This window comes from Rhodococcus sp. NPDC004095 (assembly GCF_053604015.1).
The window spans coordinates 1-17,326 of the sequence record NZ_JBSGGS010000015.1 but is presented as its reverse complement, the minus strand read 5'-3'; the positions used below and the strand labels follow the sequence as shown (position 1 = coordinate 17,326).

General features: G+C 69.6%; 17 protein-coding genes and 1 riboswitch. Of the genes, 13 read left to right on the top strand and 4 right to left on the bottom strand.

Translation table 11 applies throughout. The annotated features are described in order from the left end of the window. The first annotated feature begins 67 nt into the window (after positions 1-67). Both ACWEPG_RS23820 and ACWEPG_RS23815 read left to right on the top strand, forming a co-directional pair. Positions 68-1,294 (top strand): LLM class flavin-dependent oxidoreductase, encoded by a 1,227-nt coding sequence (locus ACWEPG_RS23820; protein ID WP_452595483.1) that lies wholly within the window; start codon positions 68-70, stop codon positions 1,292-1,294. A gap of 19 nt (positions 1,295-1,313) precedes the next feature. Then, positions 1,314-2,672 carry an NtaA/DmoA family FMN-dependent monooxygenase gene (locus ACWEPG_RS23815; protein ID WP_452595482.1) on the top strand — a complete coding sequence of 453 codons (1,359 nt, stop codon included), beginning with the start codon at positions 1,314-1,316 and terminating at the stop codon, positions 2,670-2,672. Between the two features lie 50 nt (positions 2,673-2,722). Here ACWEPG_RS23815 and ACWEPG_RS23810 read toward each other — a convergent pair whose 3' ends face one another. Further along, complete coding sequence (locus tag ACWEPG_RS23810) at positions 2,723-4,252, bottom strand: DUF222 domain-containing protein (RefSeq protein WP_452595481.1); 1,530 nt, start codon at positions 4,250-4,252, stop codon at positions 2,723-2,725. 311 nt (positions 4,253-4,563) lie between these two features. Next, positions 4,564-4,656: riboswitch (SAM riboswitch) on the top strand. Positions 4,657-4,663: 7 nt separating this feature from the next. Here ACWEPG_RS23810 and ACWEPG_RS23805 point away from each other — a divergent pair. From ACWEPG_RS23805 to ACWEPG_RS23765, 9 genes are all read left to right on the top strand, one after another. Next, positions 4,664-4,765, top strand: coding sequence for a putative leader peptide (locus ACWEPG_RS23805; protein ID WP_452595480.1), 102 nt, complete (start codon positions 4,664-4,666; stop codon positions 4,763-4,765). A gap of 82 nt (positions 4,766-4,847) precedes the next feature. Continuing rightward, on the top strand, positions 4,848-6,497 hold the full coding sequence (locus tag ACWEPG_RS23800) for an ABC transporter substrate-binding protein (RefSeq protein ID WP_452595479.1): 1,650 nt from the start codon (positions 4,848-4,850) through the stop codon (positions 6,495-6,497). A gap of 3 nt (positions 6,498-6,500) precedes the next feature. Further along, positions 6,501-7,565, top strand: a complete 1,065-nt coding sequence (locus ACWEPG_RS23795; protein WP_452595478.1) for an ABC transporter permease — start codon at positions 6,501-6,503, stop codon at positions 7,563-7,565. After that, complete coding sequence (locus tag ACWEPG_RS23790) at positions 7,558-8,478, top strand: ABC transporter permease (RefSeq protein ID WP_452595477.1); 921 nt, start codon at positions 7,558-7,560, stop codon at positions 8,476-8,478. The genes ACWEPG_RS23795 and ACWEPG_RS23790 overlap by 8 nt, the downstream gene beginning before the upstream one ends. After that, on the top strand, positions 8,475-10,088 hold the full coding sequence (locus tag ACWEPG_RS23785) for a dipeptide ABC transporter ATP-binding protein (protein WP_452595476.1): 1,614 nt from the start codon (positions 8,475-8,477) through the stop codon (positions 10,086-10,088). Before ACWEPG_RS23790 ends, ACWEPG_RS23785 begins: the two co-directional genes overlap by 4 nt. Beyond that, positions 10,078-11,202 (top strand): LLM class flavin-dependent oxidoreductase, encoded by a 1,125-nt coding sequence (locus ACWEPG_RS23780; protein WP_450114720.1) that lies wholly within the window; start codon positions 10,078-10,080, stop codon positions 11,200-11,202. Before ACWEPG_RS23785 ends, ACWEPG_RS23780 begins: the two co-directional genes overlap by 11 nt. Positions 11,203-11,216: 14 nt before the next feature. Next, positions 11,217-12,611 (top strand): NtaA/DmoA family FMN-dependent monooxygenase, encoded by a 1,395-nt coding sequence (locus ACWEPG_RS23775; protein WP_450114721.1) that lies wholly within the window; start codon positions 11,217-11,219, stop codon positions 12,609-12,611. Further along, the gene (locus ACWEPG_RS23770) at positions 12,608-13,405 is read left to right on the top strand and encodes a DUF1684 domain-containing protein (protein ID WP_450114722.1); all 798 of its coding nucleotides are present in this window, start codon (positions 12,608-12,610) and stop codon (positions 13,403-13,405) included. Before ACWEPG_RS23775 ends, ACWEPG_RS23770 begins: the two co-directional genes overlap by 4 nt. Beyond that, positions 13,402-14,541 carry an LLM class flavin-dependent oxidoreductase gene (locus ACWEPG_RS23765; RefSeq protein ID WP_450114723.1) on the top strand — a complete coding sequence of 380 codons (1,140 nt, stop codon included), beginning with the start codon at positions 13,402-13,404 and terminating at the stop codon, positions 14,539-14,541. Before ACWEPG_RS23770 ends, ACWEPG_RS23765 begins: the two co-directional genes overlap by 4 nt. 112 nt (positions 14,542-14,653) lie before the next feature. Here ACWEPG_RS23765 and ACWEPG_RS23760 read toward each other — a convergent pair whose 3' ends face one another. From ACWEPG_RS23760 to ACWEPG_RS23750, 3 genes are all read right to left on the bottom strand, one after another. Next, positions 14,654-15,130 carry a VOC family protein gene (locus ACWEPG_RS23760; RefSeq protein ID WP_450114733.1) on the bottom strand — a complete coding sequence of 159 codons (477 nt, stop codon included), beginning with the start codon at positions 15,128-15,130 and terminating at the stop codon, positions 14,654-14,656. Positions 15,131-15,237: 107 nt separating this feature from the next. Next, positions 15,238-15,729, bottom strand: a complete 492-nt coding sequence (locus tag ACWEPG_RS23755) for a C40 family peptidase (protein ID WP_450114734.1) — start codon at positions 15,727-15,729, stop codon at positions 15,238-15,240. Positions 15,730-15,891: 162 nt separating this feature from the next. Next, entirely contained in the window at positions 15,892-16,440 is a 549-nt protein-coding gene (locus ACWEPG_RS23750; RefSeq protein ID WP_450114724.1) for an NlpC/P60 family protein, read from the bottom strand. A 152-nt stretch (positions 16,441-16,592) separates the two neighbouring features. Between ACWEPG_RS23750 and ACWEPG_RS23745 the strand changes: the two genes are divergently transcribed. Then, complete coding sequence (locus ACWEPG_RS23745) at positions 16,593-16,934, top strand: YidH family protein (protein WP_450114725.1); 342 nt, start codon at positions 16,593-16,595, stop codon at positions 16,932-16,934. A gap of 102 nt (positions 16,935-17,036) precedes the next feature. Then, positions 17,037-17,326: LLM class flavin-dependent oxidoreductase (locus ACWEPG_RS23740; protein WP_452595475.1), on the top strand; the 290-nt coding region annotated here is incomplete at its 3' end.

Below are 17,326 nucleotides of genomic sequence, written 5' to 3'. Positions count from 1 at the left end.
GTGCCCCCACCACGCTTCGCCGGTTTCGTCGGAGCCCCACACACCACCGACCACAGGAGTTCACCCCATGTCCCCGACCCACCCCGTCCACCTCGGCGTCGCCCTCGACGGCGCCGGCTGGCATCCTGCAGCCTGGCGGGAGCCGAATTCCCGCCCCCGGGAGCTCTTCTCGGGTTCCTACTGGACAGACCTCGCCGCGACTGCGGAGCGTGGACTGCTCGACTTCGTGACCATCGAGGACAGTTTCGCCGTGCCCGCCAACCCATACGTCGCCGAGGACCCGGATGCGGTGGACGTCGTGCGCGCGCGGCTCGATGCCCACCTCGTCGCCGCGCGGATTGCCCCGCGGACGCGGCGCCTCGGACTGATCCCGACGATCACCGCCACCCACACCGAGCCGTTCCACGTGTCGAAGGCGGTCGCGACGCTGGACTACACGTCACGCGGCCGCGCGGGCTGGCAGGTCAAGGTGTCGTCGTCGGAACAAGAGGCGGCGCACTTCGGGCGCCGGGACGTTCCCGGACTGGACAAGCGGGACAGGGAGGCGCTGGCGACCGGGGCGCTGCCCGCGTTCGCCCTGGAACTGTTCGACGAGGCCGCCGACGTCGTCGAGGTCGTCCGTCGCCTGTGGGACAGCTGGGAGGTCGACGCGGAGATCCGCGAGGTCGCCACGCGCCGGTTCATCGACCGGGGCAAGCTGCATCACGTCGACTTCGAGGGGCGCTTCTTCAGCGTGCGTGGGCCGTCGATCACCCCCCGCCCGCCCCAGGGGCAGCCGGTGGTCACAGCTCTTGCACACCGGGACGTCGCGTACGAACTGGCCGCGCGCACGGCGGATCTGGTGTTCGTGACACCCACGGACACCAACGGCCCCGCGGTGCTCGCCGACGTCTCGGCGGCCGCCGAGCGCGTTGGGCGCCCAGGTGTTCCGCTGCAGGTGTACGCCGACGTCCTCGTCTTCCTCGACACGGACCGGGAGTTCGGTGCCGACCGGCTGCGGCGGCTCGACCGCCTCGCGGGCCGCGAGCTGGTCACGGACGCGACGGTGTTCACGGGCAGCGCGGGCGAGCTCGCCGATCGACTCGAGTCGTGGCAGCAGCAGGGCTTCGACGGATTCCGGCTTCGCCCGGGCGTCGCGGTGGACGATCTCGAGGCCGTCACCACGGTGCTGGTGCCGGAACTGCAGCGGCGCGGACTCTTCCGCACCGAGTATCCCGACACCTCGCTGCGCGGGCTTCTTGGTCTGCCCACCGACGTCCCCAACCGCTACGCGGCCGGAACTCCGGCAGCCTGATCCCAGGAGAGACGGACCCATGAGCGCACCCAAGAAGCAGGTCATCCTCGGTGCCTACCTCGGTGGCGTCAACCACCACACAGCGTGGTGGCATCCGGAGGCGGGCAGCCAGATCGAGTTCGACTCGTTCGAGCACACCGCCCGCACCGCCGAACGCGGCAAGTTCGACTTCTTCTTCCTCGCGGAGGGTCTCGTGCTGCGCGAACGCGCCGGCGAGATCTTCGACCAGGACATCATCGGCCGCCCGGACACCTTCACGGTGCTCGCGTCCCTGGCTGCGGTCACCGAACACCTCGGCCTCGCCGGCACCATCAACGCAACGTTCAACGAGCCATACGAACTCGCGCGTCAGTTCGGGACCCTCGATCAACTCTCGGGTGGGCGTGCCGCGTGGAACGTCGTCACGTCGTTCGACGCGTTCACCGGCCGGAACTTCCGTCGTGGGGGATTCCTGCCGCACTCGCAGCGGTACATCCGCGCCGAGGAAGCCGTCGAAGCCGTGCGGCAGCTGTGGGATTCGTGGCGGGAAGACGACATCGTCGCCGACCGGGGCAGCGGCCGATTCCTGAACCGGCCGGACGCCGGTGCGTTCGAGTTCCACGGCGACCAGTTCGACATCCGTGGCCGTTTCACGGTTCCGCGCAGCCCGCAGGGCCGGCCGGTCCTCCTGCAGGCCGGGGTGTCGCCGCAGGGACGCGACTTCGCTGCCGCCAACGCCGACGCGATCTTCTCGCCGTACGGGAGCCTGCCGGAGGCGGCCGAGTACTACCGGGACGTCAAGGCTCGCGCCGTCGCCGCCGGCCGCAGCGCGGACGATCTGAAGATCCTGCCGTCGGCGAGCTTCGTGATCGGCGACAGCGAAGCCGACGCCCGCGAGAAGTACCTGGAGATCCGCGACCAGCAGGTCACCGGCCAGACCGCATTGATCCTGCTCGAGCAGTTGTGGAACCGAGACCTGTCGGCGTGCGACCCGGACGGGCCGATCCCCGACATCGACCCCGACCCGGAGGCACCGCCGATCATCCAGGGCCGCGCGTTCATCCACCAGGACCGCTTCGACACCGTGGCGAAACTCCGTGCGGTGTCGGAGGAGAAGAAGCTGACACTGCGCGAGACCGTGGCCGATCAGTTCGAGCGCGGCCCGATCGTCGGGACCGCCGCACAGATCGCCGAGCAGATCGACACCTTCGTGCGCAGCGACGGATCCGACGGCTTCATCATCGGTTCGCACCTGGTACCCACGGGCCTCGACGAGTTCGTCGATCAGGTCGTGCCGCACCTGCAGGATCGCGGCGTCCTGCGTACCGAGTACACGGGCACGACACTGCGCGACAACCTCGGTCTGCCTGTTCCGGCGCACCCCGTCACCGTCGGATAGCCGGTTCCGCTGGGTGACCGTTGCTTCCGCCCGGAGTGGGCGACCTCGGGTCACGGCGCGTCGTCGTCACCTCCACCATCGTCAACACCGCTCATCCCGTAGCGGTGCCAGCGGTGGTGATGTTCGCGCACTTCGGCTTCGCGGCGGGCGCGGGCGTGTTTGACGGACTCGGCGATGATCTCGTCGAGGTGGTGTCTGTGATTGACCCTCGGTCTTTGTTCCGGGTCGATGTGTCTCGGTGCGATCCACTCGGTACGCCCGGCGTGCTCGGTGCCGTCGGGTGCGGTGCGGGTCTTCCAGCCGCCCGGTCCGTCGTGGACGAGGGCGTGGCAGGCATCGCAGGCGAGGTCCTCGTTGGTGATGTCGGTGCGCCCGTCGTCCTTCCACTCACGGATGTGATGGACGGCGGTCATCGAGGCGGGTGCGTCGCAGCCGGGGCGGGTGCAGCCACCGGACGCTGCGATCAATGCCAACCGCTGGTCGCCGGATGCGAGTCGCTTCGACCGCCCCAGGTGCAGCGGCCGGCCTCGATGGTCGAACAACACGAGCACCGGGTGTGCGTTCTCTGCCATACGGAGGGCGTCGGCGATCGGGACGATGCCACCGGAGGCGGTGGTCACGATCCCGGTCGCTTCTTCGAGTTGCCGCAAGGTCATGGTGATGATCGCGGTCACCGGCAATCCGCGATGAGCACCCAGCACACCCGATGACAGTAGTTGTCGTAGTGCGACTTTCAGTGCGTCGTGGTTGCGTTGCACCGTGGTACGGGTGTCGCGTGCAGCGGCTTTCGCGAGTGCGGTGCGATCGAGATCCGGCGAGTCCACTTCGCCCCTGGGCGACTCGGGATCGTCGGGGTTGTTCATGCCGGGTCGTGCGAGTTTCGCCAGCACCGGCTCCAACAACGCCCGCAACTCCGGATCGAGCAGTCCGGAGACCGGCGTCATGAGATCGGGGCCCTGCTTCCCGATCCGCAGCCCGCGGCGTCGTTTGCGATCCTTCTCGTCGGGAACGTCGCCGTCGGCCGCCAGGTGCGCGAGCAGATGGACGCCGATCTTCGTCACGTCTTCGGGAGTGGTGGAGCGGGCGGTGTCGGCGAGGATCCGTTCGGCGACCTCGATCTTGTCGACGTCGGTTCCGTGCGGAACCTTGCGCATCACCTGCGCGATCACCCGGACATGATCGACACCGATCGCGCCGTCGGTCAGTGCGGCGGAGGTTTCCGGCAAGGTGGGTGTCATCGGCTGTCCGGCGACGGTGTGCCAGATCCCGGTCTTGCGGGCCCGTTTGACTCGTGCCGCCGCGTCCCCACCCGAGATCCGCAGCGTCTGGACCAGAAAGTCGTTGACCGATCGGCAGGCCAGGGTTCCCGGAAGTGAGCGTTCGCCGGCCTCGACGACGAGCCGGTTCCCGACCGAGGAGGCCTTCCTCAGCGACGTCTCGAACCGCTGCATCACTTCTACAACGTCACCGTCCGACAGTCCGACCAGTCCCACCCCGAGCAGGCCGTCGACGGCGGCATCGAGGGCGGCCAGGTGGTGTTCCACCTGGCCAACTCCCCCGCCCCCGATTGTCGAACTCATGTTCGAATTCTACTTCGGGTGTCCGACAGATTGACCAGATTCGTGGATCTGCTCGGCCTGCTCGTTTCGTTTCGCGGGTCGAGCGTGGGGTTCAGGCCCAGTCGCCGGGAACACCGGCGACGGCCATGTACCGAGACATCGGTGACAGCCGGATGCGATTTCCGAAGGTGACGTCGCGCAGATGCGCGCGAGGCGCACACCCTCGGGCGATCAACCGACTCCAGCGTATCGACATGGCATCTCGGAGAAGTGTTTCGATCGCGCTGACGTTAAGGCTTTGTCAGGGACAGGTGGATCATTAACATCGGCACCGACCATCCAGAGCGACCGAGAGACCCGGCTCGACGACGTCGCAGCAACCCCCTGTCCGCAGGTGAGGGTGCTACTGCCGGGAACGATGGAGGAGTCGGCGTGACCGGATTCGTGACCGCATGGGCGCGGCTGCACATCGACCTGTGCCGTGTCGCTTCCGGAACCTGTTCGTCCACAGCCTCGTTCGCCCTGAAGTCCTGATCGGATCAGCCCCCGTTTCGGTGCCGGGGCACCGCACACGCGGTGCCCCGGCGCCGTGCAGCGATCTGTGCGTGTAGAGAAAATGGAGCCCTCGGTGTTCTTGTCGTCAACTTCTGCCCTTCCCCGGCGTCGAGCCGCGCTCGCGTTGGCCGCATCCGCGGCGCTGACCGCGGGCCTGACCGCGTGCGGGTCCGCCGACGCGGCCGGCGGGACCGATGCCGGTACCCCACATGCGGGCGGCACCCTGCGGTACGGGCTTTCGGGCGCCCCGACCTGCGCGGACCCGGCCCAATCCGGTTCCAACCAAACGATCTACGTGGCCCGGCAGGTGGTCGATTCGCTCACCGACCAGGACCCCGAGACCGGAGAACCGAAGCCGTGGCTCGCGGAGAGCTGGGACGTCAATGCCGACGCGACCTCGTTCACGTTTCACCTGCGCGACGGGGTGACCTTCAGCGACGGCTCCGCGTTCACCGCGGAGTCGGTCAAGAAGAACTTCGACTCGATCCTGAACGCACTGACCGGGGCGAAGGCGCCTCTGGCTGCCAGCTACCTGTCGGGCTACACCGGCGCCACCGTGGTGGACCCACGCACCGTGCAGGTCGGCTTCTCGTCGCCGAATTCGCAGTTCCTGCAGGCCACTTCCACGGTGCAGCTCGGCTTCCTGTCCGATACCGACGTCGCGAAGACCGCGGAGCAGCGGTGCGCGGGCAACCTGTCCGGTACCGGCCCGTTCGTCTACGAGAGCTACGTCCAGGACAAGTCGGCAACCCTCGCCAAGCGCGCCGGCTACGCCTGGGGTTCGGACGTGTTCGCGCACGACGACGAGGCCTATCTCGACAAGATCGAGTTCACCATCGTGCCCGAATCCGGCGTGCGCAGTGGATCGCTGGCGTCCGGCCAGCTCGATGCCGTCTCGGATGCGCTTCCGCAGGACGCGCCGCAGATCGAGGGCGCAGGCGGCCGCATCCTCACCGCACCGAACCCCGGCATCCCCTTCGGCTTCCAGCCGAACGTGACCCGTGGCGTGCTCACCGACCCGGCCGTCCGCGCCGCGATCGTGCCCGCGATTAACCGGCAGGAGCTCGTGGACACGGTGCTCGGCCCGGACTTCCGGCCGGCCACCAGCTCGCTCGCCTCCCGCACTCCCGACTACGTCGCACTCTCCGACGTCACCTACGACCCGGATGCCGCGAAGAAGATCCTGGACGAGGCCGGCTGGAAGCCCGGCCCGGACGGTATCCGCGCCAAGGACGGCACCCCGCTGAGCTTCTCGGTCACCTTCAGCTCCGTGTTCGCCGGCAACCAGGCCATCCTCGAGCTCGTCCAGCAGCAGCTGCGGGCCGTGGGCATCGACCTGCGGCTCGAGCTCGTCTCGACCGCGGAGCAGACGGCCCGGCAGACGAGCAAGGACTACGACTCCACCTACTACAACAGCACCCGGGCGGACGGTGACATCCTGCGCACCGCCTTCGGGATCGACGGCCGAAACCTCAACGCCCGCGGCCCGATCCCGGAGCTCGACGAGGTGCTGGCCGCCCAGCTGCGGACCACCGAGCCGGCGCAGCGGGGAGAGCTGATCGAGAGGGCGCAGCAGTTGGTCCTCGACAACGGATTGTGGCTTCCCACCGTCGAGCTGTCCCAGGCCATCGGTGCCGGTGCCACCGTGCAGGACCTCAAGTTCGAGGCATCCGCACGCCTGCAGTTCTTCGACACCTGGCTCAGCGAGTAGCCGATGACTCGATATCTCGGATCCCGTGTGCTGCAGGCGATCGGCGTGCTGTGGGCGGCCTTCACCGTGTCGTTCGTCGTGCTGTACCTGTTGCCGTCCGACCCGGTGAGCATGGCGGTGGACTCCGCCGCAGCGAGTGGTGCCTCGATCGATGGCGATGCGGTCGCGCAGCTGCAGGCCCGATACGGGTTGGACCAGCCGGTGTGGGTGCAGTACTGGAACGCGCTCTCGGGTGCGGTCCGGGGTGACTTCGGTACGTCCATCTCCACCGGACAGTCGGTGACCGATGCGATCGCCTCGGCCGTGCCCAACACTCTGGCACTGGCGTTCACCGCTCTGGTGCTCGCCGTCGTGTTCGGCACGACGGTCGCGTTCCTCGCCACCTACACGCGATCGACCCGGTTGCGCAGCGTGCTGTTCTCGCTGCCGCCGCTCGGTGTCGCGGTCCCCACATTCTGGGTCGGATTGATTCTGCTGCAGGTGTTCTCGTTCCGCCTCAAGCTGTTCCCCGCGTTCGGCGACGGTGGCCTCTCCCACCTGGTGCTGCCCGCGATCACCCTGGCGCTGCCGACGGGTGCGGTCATCGCGCAGGTGCTCGCGGCCAGCCTGCAGACCACCTGGCGGCAGCCGTTCATCGAGGCAGCACGGGCGAAGGGAGCGTCCCGCCGGCAGATCCAGACCCGGCATGCGTTGCGGCTGTCGAGCATCCCGGCCTTCACCATCGCCGGCGTGCTGGTCGGGACGCTGCTCGCGGGGTCAGTGGTCGTGGAGACGGTCTTCTCCCGCGCCGGGCTCGGCCGGCTGACCCAGACGTCGGTGATGGCCCAGGACATTCCGGTGGTGCAGGGCGTCGTCGTGTTCAGTTCGCTGGTGTTCGTGCTCGTCAATCTCGCCGTCGATCTGCTGTATCCGCTGATCGATCCGCGGATCGTCGACGGCGGCCGCCGAGCGGCAGGCAGGCGAGGTGCGGCCGCCGTCGGCGCCGCCCCGAACGCCACGTCCCCGAACGCCACGAACCCGAATGCCACATCGCAGGACGAGACCGTGGAGGTGAAGGCCCATGTCTGACACGTTGATCCGGGAACCGGTCGGGGTCGCGGCCGCCGGCGCGGTACCGCGCCGTGGATCCGCGGAGGTGCCTGCACCCGGTCGTAGCGCGGCGCTCCGTACCGCCGTCCGCGGGCTCCGCCGCAACTGGGTGGTGGCGCTGTCCGCGGTTGTGCTGCTCCTCGCGATCGGGTTCGCGCTGTTCCCGTCGGTGTTCGCGTCCGGCGACCCGCTGCGGGGCGTGCCCGCGGACAAGCTGCAGGGCCCGAGCGTCGCGCACTGGTTCGGCACCGACAACATCGGCCGCGACGTGTACACGCGGGTCGTGCACGGGGCCGGGCTCTCGCTCACCGCGACGCTCCTCGCGGTCGGGATCGCCCTGGTGGTCGGCTCGATGGTCGGCCTGCTGTCCGGTGCGGCGGGGGGAGCGGTCGACGCGGTGCTGATGCGCATCGTCGACGTGCTGCTGTCGATTCCGGCACTGCTGCTCTCGCTCGCCCTGGTGACCGCACTCGGCTTCGGCACCATCAACGTGGCGATCGCCGTCGGTGTCGGACTCGTCGCGAACTTCGCTCGCGTGATGCGCTCGGAGGTGCTGAGGGTGCGGCGGGCGCTGTACGTCGAGGCCGCCCTCGCATCCGGCGTCCGGTGGCCCACCGTGCTGTACCGCCACGTGCTGCGCAACGCCTATGCCCCGGTGATAGCGCTGGCGGCAGTCGAATTCGGGATGGCCGTGCTCGCGGTCTCGTCATTGAGCTTCCTCGGCTTCGGTGCGGTACCGCCGACACCCGAATGGGGGTCGCTGATCTCCGAGGGCCGCAACTACCTGGCCACCGCGTGGTGGATGACGACACTGCCCGGTCTCGTCATCATCGCCGTCGTCCTCGCGGCGCACCGCATCGGTCACGCGATCGACGATCGGAGCGGAAGATGAGCCTCGACACCGGGGCACCGCTCCTGCGGGTCGACGACCTCCGGGTCGAGTACGGCGACGCGAACGACCCCGTCGTCGCGGTCGACGGGGTCGGCCTCAGGGTCTCCCGCGGCGAGGTCGTCGCCGTCGTCGGCGAGTCGGGCTCGGGCAAGTCGACTACCGCGCACGCGATCCTCGGTCTGCTCTCCGGCAGCGGCCGTGTCACCGGCGGCACCGTCACGTTCGACGGGGAGCGTCTGGACACCCTGTCCGACCGGGCGTTCGAGAAGGTGCGCGGCGCCCGCATCGGGCTGGTCCCGCAGGACCCGACGACGTCGCTGAACCCGGTGATCCGCATCGGGGACCAGATCGCCGAGGCGCTGCGCATCCACGGCCTCGCGGACCGCCGCTCCGCGAAGGTCGAGGCGCTGCGGATCCTCGAGGAGGCCGGCCTCGACAATCCCGAACTGCGCGCCGGTCAGTACCCGCAGGATCTGTCCGGCGGCCAACGGCAGCGTGTGCTCATCGGCATCGCGCTGGCCTGCCACCCCGACCTGGTCATCGCCGACGAACCCACCAGCGCGCTGGACGTCACCGTGCAACGTCGCATTCTCGACCACCTCGAGGCACGTATCGCCGAGCGTGGCACCGCGGTCCTGCTGATCACCCACGACCTCGGTGTCGCCGCCGACCGTGCCGACCGCATCGTCGTCATGCAGCAGGGCCGGGTCGTGGAGACGGGACCGGCCTCGCAGGTCTTGGACAACCCGCAGCACGAGTACACGCGGTCGCTGCTCGCCGCCGCACCGAGTCTCGCCGACGGGCCGGTGCGCCCGGAGCGAGGTGCGGCCGAACCTCTGCTCAGTGTGTCCGGGGTGTCGAAGACGTTCCGGATCGACCGCCGCCACTCGCTCGACGCGGTGCGCGGCGTCTCCTTCGAAGTTCCGCGCGGGCGGACGCTGTCCCTGGTCGGCGAATCGGGGTCGGGGAAGTCGAGCGTCGCGCGGATCGCGATTCGGCTCGAGACCGCCACGTCCGGGACGGTCCGGTTCGACGGGCGGGACATCACCGGGCTGCGGGGACGGGACCTGCGGGCCCTGCGGCGGCGGGTGCAGATCGTGCACCAGAACCCGTACGCGGCACTGGATCCGAAGCTGCGGATCCGGGACCTCGTCGCCGAACCGCTCGGTGCCTTCGGCATCGGCACCAAGCGTGACCGAGCCCGCCGAGTGGAGGAACTGCTCGACCACGTGGCGCTGTCCGCGGCGCATCTCGACCGTCGCCCGGCCGAACTCTCCGGCGGCCAGCGCCAGCGGGTGGCGATCGCCCGTGCACTCGCCCTGCAGCCGGAACTTCTGGTCCTCGACGAGCCCGTCTCCGCACTCGACGTGTCGGTACAGGCACAGATCCTCGACCTGCTCACCGACCTGCAGGACGAGTTGGGGCTGAGCTACCTGTTCATTTCACACGACCTGGCGGTGGTCCGGCAGATCAGCGACAACGTCGCCGTGATGCGGTCCGGTGAGATCGTCGAATCCGGCTCCACCGCAGATATTTTCGACAACCCGCAACACGAGTACACCAGGGTGCTGCTCGATGCGATCCCCGGGAAGGTTCGACATGTCCGATAATTCAGAACTGCCCACCTCGGAACTGCTGGTGGGAATCGAGTTCGCCGGTACCGGCGCGCATCCCGCCTCGTGGCGTCGTGACGACTCGCGCGCCGAGGATCTCTTCACAGGCGGCTACTGGTCCGACCTGATCGGCGCCGCCGACCGCGCGGGAGCGGACCTGGCGTTCCTGCCCGACCGGTTCGGGGTGACCACCGCCCGGGACACCGTCCGCGGCAGGCTCGAGGCCGTCGGGGTCGCCGCCCGACTGTCCGCCGTCACCTCCCGGATCGGCCTGATCCCCACCGCGACGGTGACCCACACCGAGCCGTTCCACGTGGCCAAGGCGATCCAGAGCCTCGATCACACCACTCGTGGTCGCGCCGGGTGGCAGGTCGCGGTGTCCAGCGGGGAGGACCAGGCAGCACTGTTCGGGCGCAAGCAGTCCCAGGACCCGGTATCGCTGTGGGAGGAAGCGCACGAGGTCGCCGAGGTCGCCGTCCGGCTGTGGGACAGCTGGGAGGACGACGCCGAGATCCGGGACGTCGCCACCGGGCGCTTCGTCGACCGCGACAAGCTGCACTACATCGACTTCGAAGGCGAGTACTTCTCGGTCAAGGGTCCGTCCATCACGCCGCGCTCCCCGCAGGGGCGGCCGGTCGTGGCGACCACGATCGACGGCGAGGACTCCTTCGAGTTCGCCGTGACACGAGCCGATCTCGTGCGCATTCGCGCCACCGACCCGGCGGCGGCGGCAGGTCTCGCCGACCGCGTTCGTGTCGCCGCGGGCAACCGTCGTGTGCACATCCTGCTCGACGTCGACGTCCTGCTGGCCGCCGACGACGCCACGGCCGCCCAGGACCTGGACCGGCTCGACCGCTGGTCCGGCACCCCGTACGTACCGGACACCGTCCTGCACGTGGGCACGCCGGACGGCCTCGCCACGCGTCTCGGTGACATCCGCGCAACCGGCGTCGACGGCGTCGTCCTACGGCCGCTCGCGCTGGCCTCGACGGCGCACCTGCTCGTCGAGCGGGTCCTCCCGGCGCTGCGGCCCGCGCGCACGGACAGGGGAACCCTGCGCGAGCGACTGGGCCTGCCCCGTCCCGCCAGCCGCTACGCCACCACTCACTGAAGGGATCGATCACGATGTCACGCACCACTGCCCGCAAGCAGGTGCACCTCGCCGCGCACTTTCCCGGCGTCAACAACACGACTGTGTGGGCGGACTCGGAGTCCAAGAGTCAGATCGACTTCGACTCGTTCCTGCATCTCGCCCGCACCGCCGAACGCGGACTGTTCGACTTCTTCTTCCTCGCCGAGGGACTGCGCCTGCGGGAACACCGCGGCCGGATCCACGACCTCGACGTGGTGGGCAGGCCCGACACGCTGACCGTCCTCGAAGCGCTCGCCGGCGCCACCACCCACCTCGGGCTGGCCGGGACGATCAACACCACCTTCAACGAACCATACGAACTGGCAAAGCAGTTCGCGACGCTGGACCACCTGTCGGGTGGCCGTGCCGCATGGAACATGGTGACCTCGTCGGACGCGTTCACCGGCGAGAACTTCCGCCGCGGTGGCTTCCTGGACCACTCCCAGCGGTACGTGCGCGCCAACGAGATCATCGACGCCACCCGAACCCTGTGGGACAGCTGGCGCCCCGGCGCCCCGCTCGTGGACCGGGAACGCGGGATCTTCGCCTCCGACAACGACGTCGCCCCGTTCGACATCCACACCACCCAGTTCGACATCGCCGGACGCTTCGAGGTGCCGCGCAGCCCACAGGGACACCCGGTGCTTCTGCAGGCCGGGGACTCGGACGAGGGCCGCGAGTTCGGCGCCGCCAAGGCCGACGCCATCTTCACCGGGCACGGGACGATCGAGGACGCGCGGGCGTTCTACGCCGACGTGAAGGGCCGTCTCGCCCGGTACGGGCGGCGCCGCGACGACCTGAAGATCCTGCCCGCGGCCACGTTCGTCCTCGGCGACGGTGCCGAGGACGCCGCAGAACGTGCCCACCACATCCGGCTGCAGCAGGTCGGTCCGCAGACCGCGATCGCCTTCCTCGAACAGGTCTGGGGCCGCGACCTGTCCGGCTACGACCCCGACGGTCCGCTGCCCGACGTCGAGCCCGAGGACAACGTCGACATAACCCGCGGACGCGTCCGGCACGCCAAGGACCCTCGAGCCGTCGCGGTGGCGTGGCGGCAGAAGGCGGAGGCCGAGAACCTCAGCATCCGCGAACTGATCATCGAGGTCACCGCCCGCCAGCAGTTCGTCGGCACCGCGCAGCAGGTCGCCGACGAGATCGACACCTACGTGCAGACCGACGCCAGCGACGGCTTCATTCTCGTCCCGCACCTCACGCCGGGTGGTCTGGACGAATTCGTCGACACAGTGGTGCCGCTGCTGCAGGAGCGCGGCAGCTTCCGCACCACATACGAGAGCACGACCCTGCGAGGCCATCTCGGTCTCGACGCACCGCGTCCCGCGACCCAAAGCGACACGCACACCCACACCGAAGGAGTTCGAGCCTCATGACCACCGCATCGGAGCAGGACCGGTTCCACGAGGACTGGCAGCGTTGGCGCGCGGCCCGCGAGGCAGCACTGTCGGACCCCGACGGCTGGCTCGGCCTGACGGCACTGCACTGGCTGGACGAGCACCCGGCCGTGCTCGACGAGGTTCCGGGCCTGTGGCACGTCGACGGCGACACCGTGGTGCACAGCGGCACATCCGGTGCCGGGATCCTCACACCCGCCGAGGGCGCACCCGGTGTGCGGATCCGCCTCGGCGACCGGGACGCCGAGATCATCCGCCGCACCGGCCGATTCGCGGTCCGCATCCACGATCCGAAGGCGCCCGCCCTCGCGGAGTTCACCGGGATTCCCACGTACGAGCCGGATCCCGGCTGGGTGGTCCCCGCCCGGCTCGCCCCGTTCCCCGAGCGTCGCACGGTCACCACCGGCGCCGTCGTGGACGGGCTCGAGCACCACCACCCGGCGGTCGGGACCGTCAGCTTCGATCGTGGGGGCGCCGAGCACACCCTCACCGTGTTCGGCGACGGCAGCGGTCCGACCCGGGTGCTGTTCACCGATGCCACCAGCGGCGTCACCACCTACCCGGCGGCCCGCATCCTGCAGATCGCGGCGCCGGCCGGGGACGGCACGGTGATCCTCGACTTCAACCGGGCCGAGAACCTGCCCTGCGCGTTCACCGACGCCGCGACCTGCCCGATCGCGCCGGCAGACAACCGACTGCCCTTCGCCGTCGAAGCGGGGGAGCGCAACCCGCGCATCCCGAGTCGTCCCGAGAGCCAGGAGCTGACCGCATGAGCCGCGTTCCCCTGTCGGTACTGGACCTGTCGCCGATCAGCGCGGGCAGCACCGCCTCACAGGCCCTGCGCAACACCATCGACCTCGCGCGCCACGCCGAACAGTGGGGCTACCGCCGCTACTGGGTCGCCGAGCACCACTTCGTCGCCGTCGCGTCGTCGTCCCCGGCGGTGCTCATCGGTGCGATCGCCGCCGCCACCGACACCATCCGGGTCGGCGCCGCCGCCGTGCAGTTGGGGCACCACACCGCCGCCGCGGTGGTCGAGGCGTTCGGCACCCTCGACGCCCTGCACCCGGGTCGGATCGACCTCGGGATCGGGCGGTCCGGGCAGCGGCGCGCCGATGCTCTGAAGGCGGCGCAGGGCGGACCGGCGGCGCCGGTGCGACGCACCACCACGGAAGTTCGTGACGGACTGGTCATTCCGCCGCCGTTCTCCCCGGACGCACTGCTCGTGTCGCCACGACTGGTGGCAGGATTCGCGGCCCTGCAGCAGCCGGGCGCGCAGTCACCGGACTTCGGCGAGCAGGTCGACGAGATCCTCGCCCTGCTCGACGGCACCTACACCACGCCCGACGGCATCGATCTGCACGCCGTCCCCGGTGCGGGCGCCCGCGTGCAGACCTGGGTGTTCGGTTCGAGCGCAGGGCCGTCCGCCGAACTCGCCGGCCGCCTCGGACTGCCGTTCGGAGCGAACTACCACGTCAGCCCGGGCACCACGGTCGAAGCGGTCGAGGCGTACCGGGCCGCGTTCCGGCCGTCCGCGGTGCTCGACGAGCCGTACGTGGTGGTCTCCGCCGACGCGGTGGTGGCCGACACCGACCGGGACGCGCGGAATCTCGCCTCCACGTACGGGCACTGGACCCACAGCATCCGCTCGGGGCAGGGCGCGATCCCGTACCCGGACCCGGCCACCACCCCCGCACTCACCGACAGCCAACGCGAACTCGTCGAGGACCGGTTGGTCACGCAGTTCGTCGGCGCCCCTGACACGGTCTCCGACCGGCTCGCGGCGCTCCAGCGGGTCACCGGCGCCGACGAACTCGTCGTGACGTCGGCGACCCACCGGCACGAGGACCGGCTGCGGTCGTACGAGCTGCTGGCGCGGGAATGGGGACTCGGGCTGCGCGCGGCCTGACGCGCCCGGTCGCAGCGCGCCGGGATGGGCGTGCACACACCCTTTCGCGCTCGCACAGGGGCGTTCGACCTCGATCGCCTCTGCGGACGCGCGAAAAGGTGTGTGGCTTCGCCTACTCGCCGTCGTATGCCTTCTGCAGCACCCCGATGTCGATCTTGCGCATCTGCATCATCGCGGCGACCGCGCGCTGCGCCCCGGCCGGGTCGGGGCCACCGAGGATGACGGGCAGTGCCGACGGCACGATCTGCCACGACACCCCGAACTTGTCCTTGAGCCAACCACATTGGGATTCCTGCCCGCCGTCGGCGGTGAGGGCGTCCCAGTACTCGTCGACCTCGGCCTGATCGGCGCAGTCGACCTGGAACGAGATCGCCTCGGTGAACGAGAACTCGGGTCCGCCGTTGAGCGCGGTGAAGTCCTGACCGTTCAGGGTGAACGCCACCGTCATCGCGGTACCGGCGGGCTTGGGCATGCCCTCGCCGTACCGGCTGATCTCACCGATGGACGAGTTCTTGAAGATGCCGGTGTAGAAGGCCGCGGCGTCCTCGGCCTGCGAGTCGAACCACAAACAGGGCGTGATCTTCTGCATGACGGATCGGTCCTCCATGACGTGTCGGTCTCTCGGGTGGATGTCCTCACACGTACAGACCAGGGTCGTCGCCCGAACTCATCGCGTCCAGTCAGAATCGCGTCCAGTCAGAAGCGACGGATCTGGTTGATCGGCGGCATCTCCGACAGCGGTGTCAACCCGATGGGCACCCCGGCGCCGTACGCGTTGAACACCTGACCGAAACCGGCGTAGATGCCGACGTGATCGTTCTCGGGACGGAAGGTGATGATGTCGCCGGGCGCCATCGCCGCGAACGGGATCGGCGTTCCCACCCAGGCCTGCTGCTGACTGACCCGCGGCAACTGCACGCCGGCCTGCCGGAACGCCCACTGGGTGAGCCCGGAGCAGTCCCAGGAGTTCGGGCCGGTCCCACCCCACAGGTAGGGCTTGCCGGTCTGGGTGGTCGCCGCCGCGAGTGCGGTCAGCCCGGCGGGCGACGAGATCGGCAGCGGAATCGCCGAACTGCCGGCGCTGACCGAACCGGTCGAACTGCCTGCACTGCCGACGGCGAGCGCGGGCGCCGCGGGGAGAGTGACGGCGCAGACGGTCAATGCGCCGGCCACGAGGGCGCGGCGCAGACGGGGTGTTCGCTGGTCGCGTGCGGTCGATGAGTTCACGAGCGTGGTCCTCCTGGTCGGCCTCGGGCAGCGGTCGGAGGTTAGATCACGATTCGAGGGAAAAGTGTTACAGATCACTTTCCGTTACGGCTCGAACCGGGCCCCTCGCCAGGTAAAGGGGTTTCAGAACCGTTGCACGTTGTGGATCGGCGGCAGGTCCGCGAGCGCCGTCAACCCGATCGGGACGGTGTCGTCGTAGGCGTTGAACACCTGCCCGTCACCGGCGTAGATGCCGACGTGGTCGGCGGCGTCCCGGAACGTGATCACGTCGCCCGGTGCCATGTCGGCGACCGAGACGGGGTCGCCGACCAGTGCCTGATCCTCGCTGACCCGCGGCAGTTCCACCCCCGCCTGCCGGAACGCCCACTGCACCAGCCCGGAACAGTCCCAGGTGTCGGGTCCGGTGCCGCCCCACTCGTACGCCTTGCCGGCCTGGGTGTACGCCGCGGCCAGCGCGATCAGGCCCGCGGGGCTCGGCTCGGGTGGCGGCACCTCCGCGGCTGCCGGGACGACCGGCTCGGTCGCGGCGAACCGGTGGAGCCGATCCGCCGTCGACTTCGACAGCATCGGGGGCAGCGCGACCGCGCACGCGACCAGGGCCGTCAGTCCCGCCCCGCCGAGAACGGTTCCGACGCGGACCCGACTGCGGGCCGCCGGAATCGTGGAGGGCATCGGCGGTGTCCTTCCCGGCGGGCAGCGGTGGTGGAGGCAGGTCGACAGGAGGTTACCTTTCGGACACCGAACGGTCTCCGTGGCGGTGGACACGACGTCCGGCCCGATTGCGCCTGCCGGACATCGCCGCCTCGCGGTGTGAGGATGAGTCCGTGGCCGACCCCGAAGATCGCCCCGACGAACGATTCACCCTGGCCAGTGAGCGGACCTTTCTCGCGTGGATTCGCACGTCCCTGGGTCTGCTGGCGGGGGGAATCGCGATGGTGCATCTGGTCCCCGAGTTCAGCACCGGATGGGTGCGGACCCTGTTGGGGCTCACGCTGATCCTGCTCGCCGTTGCCGCCCCGATCGCCGGCCTGCGCCGCTGGCTGCAGGTGCGCCGCGCGCTCGAATCCGGTGCACCGATGCCCGAGGAGCGGGACCTGTGGGTGTTCGCCGTCGCGATCACCCTGGTCGCCGCATTCGCCGCCGTCGTCACCGTCCTCGGGGCGTGAGGGACCTGCGGCGCCCGGGCAACCCCGCCGCACCACGAGGCGCCCATCTCGTTTAGCGTCGCGAGGGACGGTCTGCAATCTGCATCACACCCAGGAGGAACGGTGGCACTCAAGCTCGGGTACAAGGCGTCGGCGGAGCAGTTCGGTCCGCGGGAGTTGGTGGAGCTGGCGGTGCTGGCGGAGGAGCGGGGGATGGATTCGGCGACGGTGTCGGATCATTTCCAGCCGTGGCGGCACAACGGTGGGCATGCGCCGTTCTCGTTGGCGTGGATGACGGCGGTGGGGGAGCGCACCAGTCGGTTGCAGTTGGGGACGTCGGTGTTGACGCCGACGTTCCGGTACAACCCGGCGGTGATCGCGCAGGCGTTCGCGACGATGGGGTGCCTGTATCC

Bases quoted from the DNA above. Each gene is read 5' to 3' on its own strand.
- ACWEPG_RS23785 (WP_452595476.1), top strand. From the start codon at position 8,475: ATGAGCCTCGACACCGGGGCACCGCTCCTGCGGGTCGACGACCTCCGG.
- ACWEPG_RS23795 (WP_452595478.1), top strand. From the start codon at position 6,501: ATGACTCGATATCTCGGATCCCGTGTGCTGCAGGCGATCGGCGTGCTG.
- ACWEPG_RS23770 (WP_450114722.1), top strand. From the start codon at position 12,608: ATGACCACCGCATCGGAGCAGGACCGGTTCCACGAGGACTGGCAGCGT.
- ACWEPG_RS23790 (WP_452595477.1), top strand. From the start codon at position 7,558: ATGTCTGACACGTTGATCCGGGAACCGGTCGGGGTCGCGGCCGCCGGC.
- ACWEPG_RS23765 (WP_450114723.1), top strand. From the start codon at position 13,402: ATGAGCCGCGTTCCCCTGTCGGTACTGGACCTGTCGCCGATCAGCGCG.
- ACWEPG_RS23800 (WP_452595479.1), top strand. From the start codon at position 4,848: ATGGAGCCCTCGGTGTTCTTGTCGTCAACTTCTGCCCTTCCCCGGCGT.
- ACWEPG_RS23815 (WP_452595482.1), top strand. From the start codon at position 1,314: ATGAGCGCACCCAAGAAGCAGGTCATCCTCGGTGCCTACCTCGGTGGC.
- ACWEPG_RS23750 (WP_450114724.1), bottom strand. From the start codon at position 16,440: ATGCCCTCCACGATTCCGGCGGCCCGCAGTCGGGTCCGCGTCGGAACC.
- ACWEPG_RS23810 (WP_452595481.1), bottom strand. From the start codon at position 4,252: ATGAGTTCGACAATCGGGGGCGGGGGAGTTGGCCAGGTGGAACACCAC.
- ACWEPG_RS23780 (WP_450114720.1), top strand. From the start codon at position 10,078: ATGTCCGATAATTCAGAACTGCCCACCTCGGAACTGCTGGTGGGAATC.
- ACWEPG_RS23820 (WP_452595483.1), top strand. From the start codon at position 68: ATGTCCCCGACCCACCCCGTCCACCTCGGCGTCGCCCTCGACGGCGCC.
- ACWEPG_RS23775 (WP_450114721.1), top strand. From the start codon at position 11,217: ATGTCACGCACCACTGCCCGCAAGCAGGTGCACCTCGCCGCGCACTTT.
- ACWEPG_RS23760 (WP_450114733.1), bottom strand. From the start codon at position 15,130: ATGCAGAAGATCACGCCCTGTTTGTGGTTCGACTCGCAGGCCGAGGAC.